Origin of the sequence: Micromonospora okii, from assembly GCF_020884795.1 — a bacterium.
GTDB classification, from domain to species: Bacteria; Actinomycetota; Actinomycetes; order Mycobacteriales; family Micromonosporaceae; genus Micromonospora; species Micromonospora okii.
Genome location: NZ_BBZF01000028.1, coordinates 107,381 through 125,125, shown reverse-complemented (window position 1 = coordinate 125,125; position 17,745 = coordinate 107,381). Strand labels below are relative to the sequence as shown.

Annotated in this window: 14 protein-coding genes and 2 pseudogenes; 7 read left to right on the top strand and 9 right to left on the bottom strand. The window is 68.5% G+C overall.

The features are described from left to right. Both LPU43_RS26670 and LPU43_RS26665 read right to left on the bottom strand, forming a co-directional pair. A partial coding sequence (locus tag LPU43_RS26670) for a hypothetical protein (RefSeq protein WP_229403297.1) occupies window positions 1-519 on the bottom strand: 519 nt, incomplete at its 3' end. A 183-nt stretch (window positions 520-702) separates the two neighbouring features. Further along, complete coding sequence (locus LPU43_RS26665) at window positions 703-993, bottom strand: hypothetical protein (RefSeq protein WP_229403296.1); 291 nt, start codon at window positions 991-993, stop codon at window positions 703-705. Window positions 994-2,072: 1,079 nt separating this feature from the next. On the opposite strand from LPU43_RS26665, the gene LPU43_RS26660 reads away from it, so the two are divergent. Next, a complete protein-coding gene (locus LPU43_RS26660) occupies window positions 2,073-2,423 on the top strand; it encodes a hypothetical protein (RefSeq protein ID WP_229403295.1) in 351 nt (116 codons plus the stop codon). A 313-nt stretch (window positions 2,424-2,736) separates the two neighbouring features. Then, entirely contained in the window at window positions 2,737-3,408 is a 672-nt protein-coding gene (locus LPU43_RS26655) for a nucleotidyltransferase domain-containing protein (protein ID WP_229403294.1), read from the top strand. A gap of 157 nt (window positions 3,409-3,565) precedes the next feature. On the opposite strand, the gene LPU43_RS26650 is transcribed toward LPU43_RS26655, so the two are convergent. Then, the gene (locus LPU43_RS26650) at window positions 3,566-4,465 is read right to left on the bottom strand and encodes an AlbA family DNA-binding domain-containing protein (RefSeq protein ID WP_229403293.1); all 900 of its coding nucleotides are present in this window, start codon (window positions 4,463-4,465) and stop codon (window positions 3,566-3,568) included. A 685-nt stretch (window positions 4,466-5,150) separates the two neighbouring features. Here LPU43_RS26650 and LPU43_RS26645 point away from each other — a divergent pair. Then, entirely contained in the window at window positions 5,151-5,804 is a 654-nt protein-coding gene (locus LPU43_RS26645; protein ID WP_229403292.1) for a hypothetical protein, read from the top strand. A gap of 203 nt (window positions 5,805-6,007) precedes the next feature. On the opposite strand, the gene LPU43_RS29015 is transcribed toward LPU43_RS26645, so the two are convergent. From LPU43_RS29015 to LPU43_RS26635, 4 genes and pseudogenes are all read right to left on the bottom strand, one after another. Then, on the bottom strand, window positions 6,008-6,685 hold the full coding sequence (locus tag LPU43_RS29015; protein WP_373321830.1) for an IS30 family transposase: 678 nt from the start codon (window positions 6,683-6,685) through the stop codon (window positions 6,008-6,010). A gap of 13 nt (window positions 6,686-6,698) precedes the next feature. Further along, a pseudogene (locus LPU43_RS29010) lies at window positions 6,699-6,806 on the bottom strand (helix-turn-helix domain-containing protein); the annotation flags it as partial. Between the two features lie 207 nt (window positions 6,807-7,013). Further along, complete coding sequence (locus LPU43_RS26640) at window positions 7,014-7,757, bottom strand: MerR family transcriptional regulator (protein ID WP_229403291.1); 744 nt, start codon at window positions 7,755-7,757, stop codon at window positions 7,014-7,016. Window positions 7,758-7,796: 39 nt separating this feature from the next. Further along, window positions 7,797-9,269, bottom strand: coding sequence for an alpha/beta hydrolase (locus LPU43_RS26635; RefSeq protein ID WP_229403290.1), 1,473 nt, complete (start codon window positions 9,267-9,269; stop codon window positions 7,797-7,799). A gap of 384 nt (window positions 9,270-9,653) precedes the next feature. Between LPU43_RS26635 and LPU43_RS26630 the strand changes: the two genes are divergently transcribed. The 4 genes and pseudogenes from LPU43_RS26630 (at window position 9,654) to LPU43_RS26615 (ending at window position 15,619) form a co-directional block, all read left to right on the top strand. Then, window positions 9,654-11,102 (top strand): alpha/beta fold hydrolase, encoded by a 1,449-nt coding sequence (locus LPU43_RS26630; protein ID WP_229403289.1) that lies wholly within the window; start codon window positions 9,654-9,656, stop codon window positions 11,100-11,102. A 205-nt stretch (window positions 11,103-11,307) separates the two neighbouring features. Further along, a complete protein-coding gene (bla, locus tag LPU43_RS26625) occupies window positions 11,308-12,216 on the top strand; it encodes a class A beta-lactamase (RefSeq protein WP_229403288.1) in 909 nt (302 codons plus the stop codon). A gap of 147 nt (window positions 12,217-12,363) precedes the next feature. Continuing rightward, a pseudogene (locus tag LPU43_RS26620) lies at window positions 12,364-14,502 on the top strand (transglycosylase domain-containing protein); the annotation flags it as partial. A 181-nt stretch (window positions 14,503-14,683) separates the two neighbouring features. Continuing rightward, window positions 14,684-15,619, top strand: coding sequence for a CPBP family intramembrane glutamic endopeptidase (locus LPU43_RS26615; RefSeq protein ID WP_229403286.1), 936 nt, complete (start codon window positions 14,684-14,686; stop codon window positions 15,617-15,619). Here the strand turns inward: LPU43_RS26615 and LPU43_RS26610 are convergent. Continuing rightward, window positions 15,616-16,536 (bottom strand): serine hydrolase, encoded by a 921-nt coding sequence (locus tag LPU43_RS26610; protein ID WP_229403285.1) that lies wholly within the window; start codon window positions 16,534-16,536, stop codon window positions 15,616-15,618. The two genes, LPU43_RS26615 and LPU43_RS26610, sit on opposite strands and share 4 nt — an antisense overlap. Next, complete coding sequence (locus LPU43_RS26605; RefSeq protein WP_229403284.1) at window positions 16,533-17,465, bottom strand: LysR family transcriptional regulator; 933 nt, start codon at window positions 17,463-17,465, stop codon at window positions 16,533-16,535. Before LPU43_RS26605 ends, LPU43_RS26610 begins: the two co-directional genes overlap by 4 nt. Window positions 17,466-17,745 lie beyond the last annotated feature (280 nt).

The following is a 17,745-nucleotide window of genomic DNA, read 5'->3' as shown; positions in this document are numbered from 1 at the left end:
TCGGTAAGGAATGCCGTACTCGCCGCTCAGCGTGTGACCGAGCATCCGCATCAGCGACGGATCAGTGAAGGGTCGCAGGGCACCCAGCGCCTGAGGGTAGAGTTCGTCGAGGACCGCGGCGCATTCGAACAGGAGACGTGTGGTTAATAGAGCACCGTCGACCTCGACACACCTCCTCCGCCCGGTCACGATCACGTCCGGCACGGTGCCGGGAAACATTCCTTCGCCGGCGGACTGTTGCCAGGTGACGGTGAGCGCGCGAGCCATGCCCTCTAGCGTCATTATTTCCACGACGGATGGGCCAGGATCGATCAGCATTTGGTACGTGGACAGCAGGTCGATCCAGTCCTGGCTGAGCGAATCAAGGTCCGTCCCGGCGAGGGCACCGCCCTGGAGCGAGAGCAGAGGCTGGCCGCCCGCACGGGCCACCGCAGCCGCGGCCTGCTCCGCCGGACTCAGTTGGCTCAGCAGATATGTGGCGAGTGAGTCACGGGTGCGCCGCAGCAATGTCAGCAGCACTCCGACGGAGGATCCGTGGTATCGCGCCCAGTGGCTGCTCTCGTGCAGGTAGCGGTAATGCCAGGACAGAGCGGCTGTCACGAGGTCCTGAGGCTGCCCGGGTGGGGAGTCTAGGAAAAGCAGCTGACTCCGCAGGTTCAGCTCCGCCCCGAAGGGCGACCGGAGACGGCTCAATGCTGGGCGCTACCTGTCCTGTTCGTCGTCTGGCCGGTCGGTCTTCTCGACCACCTTGCCACGATCGCGGGCACGGTCGGCCAGCAGGCGGATTGTGTCGTAGACGGCGGAGGTCACGACGCCGGACGCGATGGTGATGGCGATTTCCGCCAGAGCTCCGTGACGAAGCACGCCCTGACCAGACGCATCGGCCGAAGTGATCGTGACAGTGCAGACACCGGCCAGATCAGGGTGGGCGGCCAAATCGTCGGCCAGCACCTTGAGATTCGACTCTTCTCCCTCGTAGACGAGTATTGGCACCAACTACCTCCAGTTGTCGTGTCCACGTTTCGCCTTGCCGCCTGCGGCGGACCACCGGAAGCGTCGGCAGGTCTCGCGCCGCTACGAGGTTACCGTTGCCCGGCAACCGCACACGGGCAGGACTTTCAAGGCCGAGGCCATCCACCCGTCGGCGGCGGCCTGCTGGCGCTGCCCGCGGCGACGGCGAGCAGATGTGGTTGGCCGGTGTGATGGCGGCCCGCTGCGGCTGGCGCGGCGATGGGGCGTCGCGACGCTCTGTCGCTGCATTCCGAGGCCGTCGCCTACCTCGCCGAGAGCGTCGGCCGGGCCTCGATGTCACTGGCGACGGCCGCGTCCAAAGGTCGATCACCCCAGGCGGCGGTCATGCGGATCCGGGTAGGTGCCCCAAGTGAGGCGGGTGCCCGGCATCTCGACGCGGGCGCCTATCGAGCGAACGGAAACGATCACCGACCCACAACCTTCGCACCCAACCGCCCATGCGGCGAACACGTCGGGTGGCCCCCATGTTGCTGCACGATGCTCGCGCTTCGATAGCCGGACCGCCGCAACGCGACTCGACATACTTCTACAGAGTCAGGCCGGGGGAAGTAACCCCACCTGCCGCAGAGGCTCGCGCAGGGTTTCGTCCTTCATCGTGTGACCGTGGGGTGGAACGGCCGTATCCACCCCACCACGCGTTGGTGGCAGGTCGGGTGGGTCACCGGCTGGTGTCGGCGGTGACTCGCAGGTCCCAGCCGGGGAGGTCTTCGTCGTTACGGGGATCGAGGCGGGGGTGAAACCAGTCGGCGTCCGTCAGGCCGGCCGGCTTGTTCCCATCGGTGCAGCCACGACCGCAGGGCGGTCAGGGATGGGGGTCCGATGCCGCGTCGGCCGTCGTCGAGGGCGGCGATGCCGCGGTGTAGTCCGCCGGCGATGACGGTGTAGGCCGTCCAGGACAGCCAGTCCAGGGGCGTGTGGTGGATGGTCTCGGTGTGGCCGGGGCGGTGTAGCAGGTGCAGGGCGGTGCGGGTGCCGGTGTGGCGCGGGTCGTCGTGGTCGCGCCAGCCGATGGATATCCATGCCGGTCGGGGGTGGTCGGTGTGGTGGTCTACCCATCGTCCGGGGAGGGTCAGGGCGTCGTCGTCGACGGCGGTGGCGGTGCTTTGGGCGTAGCCGCCGAAGGTGACCGTTCCGACGTGCGGGTGCCGGAGGTAGCCTGGCATGCCACGGCGCCGCCGAGCGGGACGTGGCTGCGGGTCACAGACACCGGAGCAGGCCGGATCGAGATCTGGTCCACCGGATTCGACCTGCTGGGCGAGGCCTCCGTTGGTCTCAACCCCGACCGGCAGGGCGTCCTGCGCGCCCAGTCGCTGCCTCCAGCCGGGGGCATCCGCCTGCGCTACCGCGGCCCCGACGACCTGTTCCCGCCTAAGCCGGATACCACCCGGTGAGACAATGCGCGGTATGGCCGCCGGGCCTGCGGTCAATACGGTGCGTCGTCGAGTCTGCTGAGCTGCGTCAGCGCGTACGGTTCGGCGCTGAAGCGGTCCTTAGCGGGGCGGAACGCAATGCTGGTACAGCCCACCCGAAGATCCACTCGCGAGTGGATCGAGATCCGCCTCCTGTGAGGTTTGGCGGTACCGCAGGGCCGGCAACTCGGACTGATGATGGTCGGCTACCGGGACACGGAGGTTCGCTGCGTGGAGCGGCTAGAAGAGAGCGCCTACGGCGAGTTGGAAGGTGATCACAGATAGGGTTCGACGGATGAGCGAGCAGTTGCCCGACGGCGGCATCGAGGTATCGTCCAGCGACGAGGCATCGATCGCAGCCCGCTGGGCGCAGTGCTGGACGCCGCAGGAAGTCGCGCGCCGCCTGGTCGGGGTCTCCGCGCCCTGGTACATCGCAGCAGGCTGGGCTCTTGACCTGTTCCGCGGTGAGCAGACCCGCGACCACCACGACATCGAAATTGGCGTGCCAGCCAGGCAGTTCCCGGAGATCCGCGAACGCTTCGCCGAGTTCGCCGTCGATGCGGTCGGCACCGGTCGGATCTGGGAATCGGCGACGCCTCGGGCAATGAACGCCACATGGCAGACGTGGCTGCGCGACCCGGCGACAGGACGCTACCTGCTCGATGTCTTCCGTGAGCCCCACGAGGACAAGGTGTGGATCTGCCGGAGAGACGAGACGATCAGGCTCCCCTACGCCGACGTCATCCGGCACACCCCGGACCGGATCCCCTACTTGAGTCCCGAGCTCGTACTTCTCTTCAAGGCCAAGCATGTACGCCCGAAGGATCAGGCTGACTTCGACGGCGTTCTCCCGCTGCTGACTCATACCCAACGCGAGACGCTGTCCAGCCTGCTGACGAAAGTACATCCCGGACACACCTGGCTGGCGACCCTGCAACCAGAGTCTTCTGCGAATCGCGGCCAGTGACCCAGCAGAGACTCTCACCCCATCCCGGCAAGTTCGCATCGAAGCGCTCCCGACACGTCGTCCGGGCACGAAACGCGAGGGCGGGTGTTGCCCAGCTCCGGCGTTGCTGCAGGTGCCGACCTGCGCTGCTGGCAGCAGGCATCCGTTCTGAGTACGTTCAAGGTTGAATTGACCGACGGCGTTTCGCGTTTCCCTTCCTGGACGCAGCGGAGTTGATCTGCCGGCTCAACTTCGCTGCTAGCCACGCGACTCTGTCGGCAACTGCCTCGTCACCCGCTTCGAGCCATTCGATAATCTCCTCCGAGGTCGGCCGGGCCCGAAGATCCATTTCTATGTGCTGCAACTGACTGGCTGCTTCCGAGGCTTCACCGGCCGCGCTTCCGGCCACGTCCCCGATGGCCTCCAGCGAACGGAGGATCACGCCGGCGGTCGTCTCGACGCTCGCGCCCAGCCGCTCTACGCTGCCGGTCAGCTCGGCCGCGACCTCGCCGAACCTACGTCGAAACGCATCGGCCTCCCTGATGAGATACATCTCGACGAGTTCATCATCAGTGATCGCACGGGTTGACGCGCCGTATCTGGTCACCCGGTGACCGTCGCGGGTGTAATGAGGCGCCCGCGTCGGCGCAACCTCTAGACGAAGGAACGGAGCCTTAGTGTCGATTCCCTCCTCGATGATCCGCAATCCGACCGGAACGGGCAATGTCTCACTGGCGCGACTCTGAATCCGGTGCCTGGCTCTGTCCAGGGAGTTGCGGCGGGCGTTGTCGTCGTTCATCTGCGTAAGGCCGATGACGTGTCCTTGGACGACGCCGGTCGTCGGATCGGCGACCTCCCTCACCCCGACAAGGATGGTGACGAAACCCTCGGGAATCTCGTCGAGCACAACCGTGTTCGCGGCGGCGACCAACACCCGGGCATCGACAGCGTCGGCCTTCTCCTTGAACTCGAAGCGGTGTGACTCACCCTCGGTGGCGAGTAGCCGCGTTGCCTCGTTGCTCACGTCCTGGTAACGCAGTCGGTTCGGTGATGGCGGAAGTGCCGGCTCCTCAGGCATCCGACGATGATGCCTCATCGATAAGCCAGCCGCGTCAAGGCGGGTGCGGTGCCTCCGAGGCCCTATCCGGAAAGACGCCTTTAGCTGTGAAGTAAGCCATACCAGCCAACTCTGGATAAGCCAGGCCGAAATCCCTCCTGCGGTGTCGGGTACGGCTTGAAGTGCAGAGTCAGGTACGCCCCCGACGGTTGGCGTATCCGAGTGATCTGACCGATGAGCAGTGGGCGATGGTCGGACCGTTCCTACAGGCGTGGAAAGACCGGCATCCGTCGGTGTCGGGGCATCAGGGCCGCTACGAGTTGCGGGTGGCTTCCCTTTTCTCTCGTTCGTCCCTTCGCTGCCTACGAGCCAGCCCCCGGCCAACGCCGCCCCTGGCCTCCGCGGGACCGGGCTAGCACCCGTGGACTATGCCGGCCGAAGCCGCCAGGGCACTGAATACGAGGTCACCTTTTACGTCGAGGCCCTGGACGCCCAAGGTCCGGAACACACCGATGGGGATGGTAAATCTTGGATTCCCCGGACAGAGCCTTAAGAGGGTAGTTCGGTAGCCTTTGCCCATTGTGGGCTTGGCTCAGTATGTGAATGTGAGCGATGGTCGTAACCGGTGAGGTCCCGGCCGCGTTGGGCCGATCATGGGCGAGCGTGTTACTAGTAAATGCGGTGATCGACGGCAGGAGGTTCTCAGGTGACTTTCGGACGATGGCGTAATCGTCTGGCGGCGCGGCGCGTGCGCCCCGGCAACGGCGAACCGCTGCCGCAGTTCCGCTGGTGGCAGCTGCTGAGCAGGTCCGTACGCGTGTTGACGCTTCGCGCACCGGACGGCACCACATCCATCTATGCGGTCGACGTCCGCCAGATGGGCGATCTCGACGACGGTGCGGTCCGTGCGCGGCTCTACCTCGACGGTGCGCTCCTTTCGCTTTCGACGATGCCGGCTCGGTTCCCCGTGCCGGGCGGTCACCTTGAGGTCGCCGCCAGCGTCTACGGCATGCAACGCTGCCACTACGTGCAGGCCGACGGCACCGCAGTGCAGTTAGTGCCCCATCCCGCTTCCGCCGAGGGCCGACGCGCCCACCTTCATCGCACCCGCCCGGGTCTGAGCCGCCTCATCAGCGTCGTCTCGATTCTGCTCGTGCTCGTCGGGATCTGCGTGGCCCTGCCACAGCTCGTCGAGACGATCTCGCACGCTCCGCCGGTGGCGGATGCGCTCGGCACGTTCGATCTACCCGTGCAGGTCCCGCTCGCGGTGAACATCGCCGCCGCTCTCGCAGCGGTCGTGGGCAGCGCCGAGCGTGCCCTGCGACTGCGATCGAATTGGCTCGACGCCCTCGCGAGCTGACCAGGAGGAAGCCAACCTCGGCGGACGGCCCGCGCCAGTCAGTGCGGGACGACACCGTTGCGGCAGGCCCGAACAAGGGCTGCCACCGGGGCAGATTCAGGCAGGGGAAGCATTTGCCTCGACGAGTTCGGCGAAAATCTCGGAGGGCTTCTTCCAGTTATGGATCTTACGGGGTCGGTCGTTGATCTCGGAAGCCACCATCGCTACCTATGTGGGATCGGAGGTGATCGGGACGCCTTTGGGGAAGTACTCGCGCAGGATACGGTTCGCGTTCTCGTTGCTGCCCCGCTGCCACGGCGAGTGCGGACGGGCGAAGTACACCGGCAACCCTGCGGCGGCAACGTCCCGGCGGCGGCGATCACCGCGTCGCCCACGGTCAACGCGTCACGGCCGGACAACGGGACCAAGATTACGAACCGAGACGTCCGCTCGACCAACGTCGCGACCGCGGACTTACCTGCCTTGCCGATCACCAGGTCGCCCCTCCCAGTGGCCCGGCACCTGCCGGTCTTCGACCTCGGCGGGACGCTCGTCGAGGTAGCGGGGCTCCCGGATCCTTGGTGCCGGGGCCGGACGCGGGCCCGAGCGGCGGACGGTGCGGCCGGTCCCAAACGGATCAACTCCCGGGCCAGGGTAGACACCGGCTGGGCGTAGACCCACTGGTAGATCGCTTCGTGTGACACCCGTACAGCCTGGTCGTCGCGGTAGTCGCGCGGCAACCGGCCCGCGATCGACGCCGGCGACCAGCCACCCTTGAGCAACTCCTCGACGACCGTCCGCAGCCGTGGCGAGCGGTCGACCGCGTATGCCTTCGGCCGCTGCCGGTCGGTCGCGGCCAACTCGTCGGCGGTACACGGCTCGGTACTGGGCACGACTGCCATGCTGGGCCACGTCCCGGGAGATCACCGAAGGGTTCCGGTCGATCAACCGGGCGATCTCCTTGTACTCCAGGCATTCAAACAGGCCACGGGATATCTCTTCACGATCAGCCAAGGTCAACATGTTTGCGCACAGCGGGCATCCTGTCCCACCGAGTCGCCAAGATCAAATGCTACGACTGTCTGAACTCGCCCCCCAACCTGGCGGCCCAGCTAAACCCGCATAACCGGCAAAATGCGTGAATGAGACGTCCTCTCGAGCCAGCAGGGCGGGAGTGTGGCCGACCTCACGAAGCTCCGCGCTGACCTGCCCGAGACAGCCGGGTCGGCCTCATCCGGTGCGTGCGACCCGGTCGAGGATGGCGTTGGCGCGCTGCAGGACGTCGATCTGCGCCGGGTTGTGCAACTCGACGACCGATCGGAGGAAGGCCATCCAGTTGCGCGGCCCGTGGCCCGTCGTGCCCCGCTCGACAAACTCCCACAGCCGTGGATATCTTTGCCGGCTGCGGTCGACGTCGGGGGCGAGCCGCTCGGCCAGCTCCTGCCGGGTCTGCTCACTCGCGTCCTCGGCCAGCGTATCGAGCTCTTTCTCGGCATTGGTGGGGGTCGCGCCGAGCGTCTCCCGCAGGGTGCCCAGCACCGACGGCTCGAAGACCCGCGAGCAGACGAGCAGGAAGGCCCGTGCGTCCTCGGACAGGCCGTCGGCGAAGTCACCGAAGCCCGGCGGCAGGTCGACGCACTCGGGTTGCCGCAAGACCTCGGCCAGTTCCTCGCGGATCCGCTGCTGACGCTCGATATTGGCCGCCAGCTCGGCGTCGAGGGCGCGGAACCTCTGCTCCGCGCCCTCGACCGAATCATTCATCGCGGCGATGTCGGCCAGCGGCAGGCCCAGGTCCACCATGCGTCGGATCCGCAGCAGCCGGATGAGGTGCCGGGTCCCGTACTGCTTGTAGCCGTTGGCCGCCCGCTCGGGCTCCTCCAGCAGCCCGATCTGGTGGTAGTGCCGCACGGTCTTGAGCGTGGTCCCGGCGATCTCTGCCAGCTCGCGCGTGCTCCAACCACCTCTGATTCGCATCCCACCATTGCATACCGTGCCGCAGGGGCACGGTCAACGTCAGCCCTGGCGGCAGGTCCGGTCGGTCGGCATCTTGCCGTCGACCAGGTACGACGTGGTGGCGTTCAACGCGCAGGCGTTACCGCCGACCATGAAGACACCGTGCCCGCTCTCGTTGGCGACTACCAGCCGGGAGCGCTTCTCGAACTTCTCGCGCAGAAGTTTGCCACCCGCGAGGGGGGTGACCGGGTCGTGCCGGTTCTGCAGGATCAGCACGTTGCGCGGCCCCTTGTCGTTCACCGCGACGGGCGACTCGGCCGGCTCGTGCTTCCAGAAGGCGCAGGGGATGATGTTGGCGCTGGCCGCCCCGAACAGCGGGAAGCGCTTACGGTCCTGCGCGACCGCCCGCCGGTAGGTGTCCACGTCCTCGGGCCACTGGACGTCGTTGCAGGTGACGGCAAGGTACACCGTGAGGGCGTTGTCGTTCGGGTGAGGAGCCGCCGCGGCCTCCGGCTTCACCTTCGGCGCCTTTCCGGGGCTCATGTACGTCTGCCAGATCTGCGCCAGGGCCGGGTACTGCAGCTGGTTGTAGAGGTAGGCGAAGGTGGCGAGCCGCAGCTGGGCACCGGTGGTGCCGTCCGGAGCGGGCTTCTTGTCGAGCTGTTCGGCGATCGTAAGGTAGGTCCGGCGCACCTGCTGCGGGGTGCGGCCCAGGCCGTAGGAGTCGTGCCGCTTCGCCGCCCATTCGGCGAAGTCGGGGAACGTCTGCTCCATGCCGAGCCCGTATCGGCGCAGTCCGGCCTGGTCGAGGTGGGTGTCGCCGACGTTGCTGTCCAGCACGATCCGGTCGGTGGTGTCCGGGAACATCGAGGTGTACGTGGCGCCCAGCGCCGTGCCGTAGGAGGCCCCGTAGAAGCTGGCCTTCTTCTCGCCGAGTGCGGCGCGGATCCGGTCCAGGTCACGGGCCATGTTGGCGGTGCTCACATGGCGCAGCCGCCCGTCGGTGTCGTTGGCCGCACAGCGTTCGGCGACGTCCTTGGCGATCTTCGCCTGGCGGACGACGGCCGCGTCGTCGGGCGCGTACGGCGGGATGTTGGCCCCGTAGGCGTCGTCGGCGGTGAAGCCGCAGCTCACCGGCGTCGAGTGCCCGACGCCCCGGGTGTCCATGCCGATCAGGTCGTAGCTGTCCGTGATGCTTGTCGGCAGCCCTCGCGACATCAGGAAGGCCGGCTGGTCCAGCCCCGTGCCGCCCGGCCCGCCCGGGTTGAACATCAGCACGCCACGCCGCTTCTCCGGGTTCGTGCTCGCGATCCGCGACACCATGATCTCGATCTGGGTGCCGTCAGGGTTGCGGTAGTCCAACGGCACCGGCACCTTCGCGCACTGCATCGGCGCAGCCACCGTCGGCGGCACCACCACGCTGTCGGGGCACGCCGTCCACGTCGGCCCCGCCGCGGACTTCCCCCCCGTCGACTCCTCGGCCACCGCCGGAATGACCGCGACCATGGTGCCGGCCAATCCCAGTGCTCCCATTAGGGCAACGCTACGCATTCGCACTACTTTTGCCTCCTTGTCCGGTACGCGATAGAACGGGCTCATCCCATCCGAACCTGCGCCCCAAGGGCACAGTCAAGGCGGAGCCGGACGGTGCCGACTAGATCACAGCGGGCACGGTTGAGTGTGCCGTTACGGCCGGGTGTCTCATCGAAGGCGCGTTCTGCGCACACCAATCGACTTCGGAGGCCCATGACCTTGTTCGACTCCGGCCCTCCCGGGGACCGGCCCAGCTCACCTTCCACTCGGCGCACCGCTCGCGCCAGCGCGGCTGTCGGGGCGGCGGCGGTGCTCGTGTTAACGTCCGCCTGCACGAGCACCCCGGCCTCGACGGATGCCGATCCGAAGCCGTCCGATGACCGGTTGGCGGCGTTCTACGGGCAGAAGCTGTCGTTCGGCTCGTGCGCGGGCTACGACACCACGCCCGGACAGAAGAAGCTCTACGTCGAACCCTTCGAGTGCGCTCGGCTCAAGGTGCCGCTGGACTACCAGGACCCGAAGGGTCAGACCATTCAGGTCGCGGTGCTCCGGCTGCCCGCTCAGGGTGACCCCGGGCAGCGCATCGGGTCTCTGGTGCTCAACCCGGGCGGCCCGGGTGGCTCGGGCATGACCCAGGCGACGAGCTTCAGTGCCGCGCATGCGAAGAGCCCGCTGCTGCAACGCTTCGACGTGGTCGGTTTCGATCCCCGCGGGGTCGGATCGTCGACGCCCGCGATCGACTGTTTCACCGACGCCGAGCGCGATCGTGGCGAGGACCAGACCACGCTGCTGGCGTCGTCGGGGCAGTGGAGCGAGGACGACACCCGGCAGCTCGCGGAGCGATGCGCGAAGGGCTCGGGCGGCAAGCAAGTCCTGGCCTCGGTCGGCACCCGCAACGCCGCCCGGGACCTGGACGTCCTGCGCTCGGCGCTGGGCGACGAGAAGTTGACCTTCGCGGGGCAGAGCTACGGCACCCGGCTCGGCGCGGTCTACGCGGAGATGTTCGGCAAGAACGTCCGGGCGCTGGCGCTGGACGGGGTGACGGACCCCACCTTGGAGAACCCGCAGCGGCGGCTGACCCAGCAGGCCGGCTTCCAGCAGAGCTTCGAGAAGCTGGCGGCCTCCTGCGCCGCCAGCAAGGACTGCCCGCTGGGCACCGACCCCGCCCAGGCCACGGCGGTCTTCCAGAAGCTGGTCCAGCCGCTGATCGACAAGCCGGTCCCCGCAGGCAAGGGGCGCACACTGAACTTCAACCAGGCCGTCGGCGGCATCACCGCCGGCCTCTACCAACCCGAGGTCTGGCCCGTGCTCATCAAAGGCCTCACCCAGCTCAAGCAGGGCAACGGAACGCAGATCCTGAAGGTGGGCGACCTGTTCGGCGGCCGGGAGGCCTCCGGCGTGTGGACCAACTTTCTCGAGGCGAACCTCGCCATCAACTGCAACGACGAGGTGCGCCGCACCCCTGAGGAGGAAGCCCGGCTGCGCGCCGACATCAACAGGACCAGCCCGTACGTGGCAAGCGGCGAGAAGGTCGACGGAGCCAGCCGGGATGCGTGCGAAGCCTGGCCGGGCGAGCCCAGCCTCGGCATCCCCTACGCCCAGCACGTCAAGGGCCTGCCCGACACCCTGATCATCTCCGTCACCGGCGACCCGGCCACCCCCTACGCCGCCGGCAAGGTCCTCGCCGACGAGATCGGCGGCAACGTGCTCACCGTCGAGGGTGCACGGCACACCGTCGCGCAGGACGGGATCAACCCCTGCGTCAACGCCGCCTTCGCCGCCTACCTCATCGATCTGAAGGTCCCCGCGGCAGACCAGCGCTGCAAGCTCTGAGCAGAGCGCTGGTCATCGGCTCGGAGTCGGGTCACCGCCGCCGGTCTGATCCCGGCCGGCGATCGTCCGGGCCACGCCGTTGATGCGTGATCGGCATGAATCCCGCGAATTCTGTCTTCGACCGCATACCGGATCGCTGTCAGGGTCGAGTTCTGTCCGACCGGCTCTCTCCGGCACCCGGTCCACCTATCAACAAGGAGTGATCATGGTTCTCACAACGGCACACCGCATGGTGGCTGCGGCGGCAGTGGTGTCGCTGGCTGCCTGCAGTCCCGCCGCCGCCGCCGAACAGCCGACCCGGGACGGCGCGGTGGCGGCCAGCACGTCGTCAGCGCCCGGCCGTAAGCAGGAGTTCCGCCAGCTCGAGAAGAAGTTCGACGCGCGGCTGGGGGTCTACGCCATCGACACCGGCACCGGACGGACCGTGCAGTACCGGGCCGACGAGCGGTTCGCGTACGCCTCGACGTTCAAGGCGTTGGCCGCCGCCGAGATCCTCGACGAGACCACCGACGCCGAGTTGGACCGGGTGGTCCGCTACTCGGCCGACGACCTGGTGAACTACTCGCCGATCACGGAGCAGCACGTCGCCGAGGGCATGACACTGCGGGCCATCGCGGACGCGGCCCTGCGCTACAGCGACAACACCGCCGCCAACCTGATGTTGCGTCACCTCGGCGGACCACAGCGGTTCCAGAAGGAGCTGCGCAAGATCGGCGACAAGGTCACCGATCCGGCGCGTTACGAGCCCGACCTCAACGAGGGCACGCCGGGCGACCGGCGGGACACCAGCACCCCGCGCGCCATGGCCACGTCCCTGCGGGCGTACACCGTCGGTGACGCCCTCGAACCCTCGGACCGGAACATCCTCAACGGTTGGCTGCGGGGCAACACCACCGGCGGCGCACTGATCCGCGCCGGGGTTCCCGACGGCTGGGTCGTCGGGGACAAGACCGGGTCCGGGGGGTACGGCACCCGCAACGACATCGCGGTGATCTGGCCGCCGAACCGCGCCCCGATCGTCCTCGCGGTGCTGTCCAGCCGCGACGAGAAGGACGCCGACTACGACGACGCACTCATCGCCGAGGCGACCAGGGTGGTGCTGACCAACTGGTGACCGGCTGACGGGCACCCACTCGCCGCCGAGCGCCCACCCGGACGCGTCAGACACCGCGGGGCGGCAGCGATCGAGGACCTGACCAGGGCGTGCGACGCCGCTGGCGAGCCGCTGCCGCCCCGCATCCCATTGATCGAGGTGACCTGAATGTGGAAACGTGACCACAATTACCTCACCAACGCCGCGTCGCTGCTGATCTGCGGTTTGCTGGCCGGTGTGGTGGTCGCGGCGGCGGCCTTCCCCGCGGTGGCGATGTCCGGCCTGGCGGCGAAGGCCGGTGTCGAGACGTTCGGCGCGCTGCCCAAGGAGCTGACGGTGGCCCGCGCGCCGCAGATCAGCTACCTGCTCGCCTCCGACGGGAAGACGCCGCTGGCGACGATGTACGACGAGAACCGGCGGGACGTGAAGCTCGCCGACGTCGCCCCGGTCATGCGCCAGGCGATCGTCGCGGCGGAGGACCACGACTTCTACCGGCACAACGGGGTCGACCTCAACGGCGTCGTCCGGGCCTTCGTCAGCAACCAGTCACGCGGCGCCGACGGTCAGCAGGGCGCCTCGACGCTGACCATGCAGTACGTCCGGCTCGCCATCGCCTACTCTGCCACCCATCCGGCCGACGTGGTCGCCGCGACCGAGGACACCAGCGCCCGCAAGCTACGCGAGATGCGCTACGCCCTGCAGGTCGACAAGGAGTTCTCCAAGGACGAGATCCTGGAGCGCTACCTGAACATCGCCGCCTTCGGCAACGGCGCGTACGGCATCTTCGCCGCCAGCCAGGTCTACTTCGGCAAGCCGCCCAGCAAGCTCGCGGTCGAGGAAGCGGCGATGCTCGCCGGCATGGTCAAGGCCCCGTCGACCAACAACCCGACCACACCGAGCGGCCGCAAGGGCGCGCTGGACCGGCGGAACTACGTCCTGCAGAACATGGTCGAGACCGGCGCGCTGCAACAGCCGCAGGCCGACACCGCCAAGGCCACCAAGATGTCGATCAAGGACAAGCGCACCCCGAACGGCTGCGTCGCCACCAACCAGCGGCAGTGGGGCTTCTTCTGCGACTACTTCTACCGCTGGTGGATGGATCAGGAGACCTTCGGCGCCACCACCTACGACCGGGAGCGGCGACTCAAGAGCGGTGGTTACACGATCACCACCAGCCTCGACGTGCAGGCGCAGCGCGGTGCGGACCAGGCGGTACGCCGGGCCAAGAGCGAGACCGCCGAGGAAGCGGCCATGGTCGCCACGGTGGAACCGGGCACCGGCCGTGTCCGTGCCCTCGCCGTGAACCGCACTTTCCGGCCCGACGACCCGAGGAAGCCGACCAACCGGCCGCACAGCGACCCGAAGCAGCGGGCGAAGGGCGTCCCGGGCAACTACCCCAACACGATGAACCCGCTGCTCACCGGCGGTGATGGCATCACCGGTTACCAGGCCGGATCGACCTTCAAGATCTTCACCGTCGTCGCCGCCCTGGAGAAGGGCGTCCCGCTCAGCCACACCATCGACGCCGCACAACGGTTCCGGTCGGAGTACGTCATCGACCGCGCCAGCCCCACCGCGTGTCCCGGCACCAACCTCTACTGCCCCACCAACTCCGACAAGAAGGCCGGTGGTGTGCTGAACATGTGGAGCGCGTTCGCCCGGTCGACCAACACCTACTTCGTGCCGCTACAGCAGCAGATCGGCGCGGAGAAGGTGGTCGACGTGGCCAAGCGGCTCGGCATCCGGTTCCGGGTCGACCAGGAGGACAGGTGGGCCGGCGACCGGGAGGCCGCCCATGACTGGGGCGCGTTCACTTTGGGCGTCTCCAACACGACCCCGCTGGAACTGGCCAATGCGTACGCGACGCTGGCCGCAGACGGCACCTGGTGCGCACCGACACCGGTGCAGGAGATCCGCAGCCCGGACTCCAAGACCGTGGACATCGCCGAGCCTCGCTGCGAGAAACGAATCAGCACCGCCGTTGCCCGCGCCGCCGTCGACGTCGCCCGCTGCCCGGTCGGCGACGACTCCGCCACCAGTCGCTGCGGCGGTAGCCGGACGGCCCCGCAGGTGAAGAACGCCGTGGACGCTCCGGTCGCCGGCAAGACCGGCACCACCGACGCGGAGAACTACGCCTCCATGGTCGCGATGACCAAGCAGTACGCCGTGGCCGGCATCCTGACCGACCCGGACTGGCCGCAGACCACCGTGAAGATGCGACACCAGCAGCGCGACGGCATCAACCCGCCGGTCTACGAGAGCCTGGCGGCGGCCATGAAGGGCAAGCCACGCATCGATTTCGCACCGGCGCCGACCGCGCTGATCAACTGAGCTCCCCACGCGGCCCATACGTGGAGATGGCACGGGCGGTAGTGACACAGCGTCACTGATCCGTGGCTCGACGAGTGGTGCAAATGGGACGTCACCCCCTTCGACGAAAGGCACTTCTCCGATGAACGCCCCCCGGTCCGACGGAGCGTGGAAGCCGATGGATCACCCGAGCCCTTCTGACGCAGGAAACCGGCGACCGCAGACACCGAAGCATGCGCCGCCTGCCGTCGACCCTTCCCGCCCGTTCGGCGCTCACCTGCGCATGGCCTGGTGGAAGCCGCTCGTGGTGCTCGCCGTGCCGCCGCTGGTGATGCTGGTCCTCCAGGTGCTGTCCTGGCAGCTCGCGGGGGTCATCGAGGGCAGCGACGACCCGATGTCCCCCACGATGACGCCGTTGAAGTCCCTGGGTGTCAACCTCAGCATCGGCGCGTCGGGCGTCGTGGCGATCCTGCTCCTGGCGAGGATCACCAGGGTGCCGTGGCGCAGCCTGATCAGCTCACCCCGCGCCTTCGACGCCCACCGTCTGGGCAGCTACCTTGGCGGGGCGGCGCTGCTGGTGGGTGCCGGGATCGGTGTGACCGCCCTGGTCGCGCGCGACTCGACGCCCTGGGCCGGCTTCGGTGTCAGCGGGACGACGATCGCCCTGCTCGTGGTCACCGTGCTGACCACGCCGCTGCAGTCCGCCGGCGAGGAGCTGTGGTGGCGAAGCGCCGTGCTGCCCGCCGCCGCGTCGTGGGCACGCGCGGTCCGGCCGGCTCTGGCAGTCGGGCTCGTCGTCTCCAGCCTCGGCTTCGCCACGCTCCACGGGTCGAGCGATCCCTGGTTCTTCGGTTACTTCACCTTCATCGGCATCTGCACCGGCCTGATGGCGATCATCAGCCGTGGCATCGAAGCACCGGTTGCCTTCCACGTCGCCAACAACGTCCTCTTCGGGATCGCCAACACGGTGCTGGCGGACGGCGAGCCCTACGCGATCGACCGGTCCACCGACGCCGGTGACGCGTCCCTGCTGATCCTGGCGGCCGTCAACATCGTCATGGTGGTCCTGGTGTGGCTGTATGAGCGGCGACCCCGGGCCGTGCGCGCGGGCTAACCCCACCAGGGCAGGGTGCCCGTCCGTAGGTAGTCGTGCAGGCTCCGGGCGACCTGGGCCATCGTCGCCTCGCTGCCGGGCTGCGCGACGGCGGGCACCCGGGAGGCGGTGAGCGCGGCGACCGCGTACGACTGGCCGTCGGCGTGCTCCACCACCCCTACCTCGTGGCGCAGGTGCAGCAGGGTGCCGGTCTTGGACGACCAGCGGGACGCGTCGGAGGTGAAATCCGGCGCGAGCCGCTGGCGATGCAGGTTGGCGCCCATCAGGGCGCGTACCCGCTCGGCGGTGGTCTCGTGGATCGTCGAGGGGCGCCAGAGAGCGTGCAGCAGGTCGACGTAGGCCCGGGCCGACCCGGTGTTGGCCCGGGTGACGTCGAGCTGGGCGACCGGGTGGCCCTGGCCGGGCGTTCCGCTGCCGATGGCGAGGGAATAGGCCAGGTGGACGTCGTCGGGGCCGAGGCGTTCCGCCGGCGTGTCGGCAAGCTCGCCGGCCCGGTGCCGCACGGCGATGCCGTCGATGCGCAGTCGCTGCAACTCGGCGGCGACCGCGGCCGGCGGGGTGAGGTCGAACAACGCGTCGGAGGCGACCCCGTCGCTGACGGCGGTGCTCAGGTAGAGCAAGTCGTCCACGGCGATCCGTGCCGGATGGCGGAAGCGGCTCAGCCCGGTCGGGCCCGGTGTGGTGATCCGACCGGGCGAGACGTCGACCGGCGCCGCCGAATCGAGTTCCCCGCGCGCGATCCGTTCCAGCACCGCGACCGCCAACGGCACCTTCACCAGCGAGGCCACCGGGTACGAGATCTCCGTGTCGAAGCCGATCTCCTCGCCGCTGTCGAGGTTGCGGACCAGGAAGGCCCCGTGCAGCCCCGCCTCGTCAAGCAGACCACGCGCGTCACGCACCACTGCGGTGGCGCTCACGTCGGATCTCCGGTCGTAGGGGTGCCGGGTGGGGAACCCTCGGTCGGTCCCGAGTGGCCGTCGGGCGCGCCCAGGCATCGTGCGATGTCTGCGTACAACCCCGTGCGGAGCTGATCGAGATCCTCGCGTACGCCGGCGACGACGTCGTAACCGCGCAGGAGCCGTGGGCCGGTGACGGGTCGCCAGTGCAGGTCGAAATCCTCGGCCTGTTGACGTGAGCAGAGCAGCAGGTCGGGGGAGCCGAGGGCCGCTGCCGCCGCGTCCACCAGGGACGGCGCGACCGTCACCTGGGCCGGTGCCAGGCCGGCCGACTGGCCGGCCCGGGTCAGTGGGTCCCGCAGGTGCGCGACGTCGTCCTCGGGTTGGATCAGGATCCGCCGCCGGGCCTGCGTGCGGGCCCGGCCGCTGCGCAGCGTCTCCAGGAACACCGTCGGCGCCGGAAACGGGGTCCGGGCGGCCAGCCCGAGCGGCACCCGCCAGGACGCCGTCGCCTCCGGAACCGCCGCGATCCCGGCACCGACCTCCAGGGTCTGACAGAGCCGTTCACGCTCGGCCGGGCCGGCCGGCCGTACCTCCAGGTGGATTTGCTGCCGCCGTGCCGCGACCAGCAATTCGGCGAGGCGACGCGGCGGGCAGATATCGGGTACGGCGACCCGCAGCGGACGCAACCGGGCCCGCTCTGCGTCGTCGCCCATGGCGTCGGCGAGGTCGACCAGGCGCCGAGCCGACGGCAGCATGTCCTGCCCGAACGACGTCAGCCGCACCGCGCGGGACGATCGGTCGAGAAGCCGCGCCCCGAAGTGCTCCTCCAGGGCTGCGATGCGGCGGCTGGCGACCGACTGGGGGATGCCTGCGGCGGCAGCCCCGGAGGTGAAGCTGCCGTGGCCGCTGACCGCGACGAAGGCCCGGCAGGCGGCGACCAAATCCACCCACCGAACCTATACCGGGGCGCCTGGACGAACCGGCGCGGCAGCGACCGGGCCGCCGGCTTCCGAGACGAGCATCACGTGGGCTTGAGTGTGCCGCTACGGCCGGGTGTCTTATCCCAAGACGCAGCTTGTCGGACGACTCGATTCCGAGAAGTTCCCGTGACTTTGTCGGACGTGTCACGCGTGACCGCACCGGGGCCGAGCACTCTGAGCACCGAAGCGGCCCAACCGATCGACACATCGACGCAGAGGACAGCATGCCCCACTCGCAAGCACATCC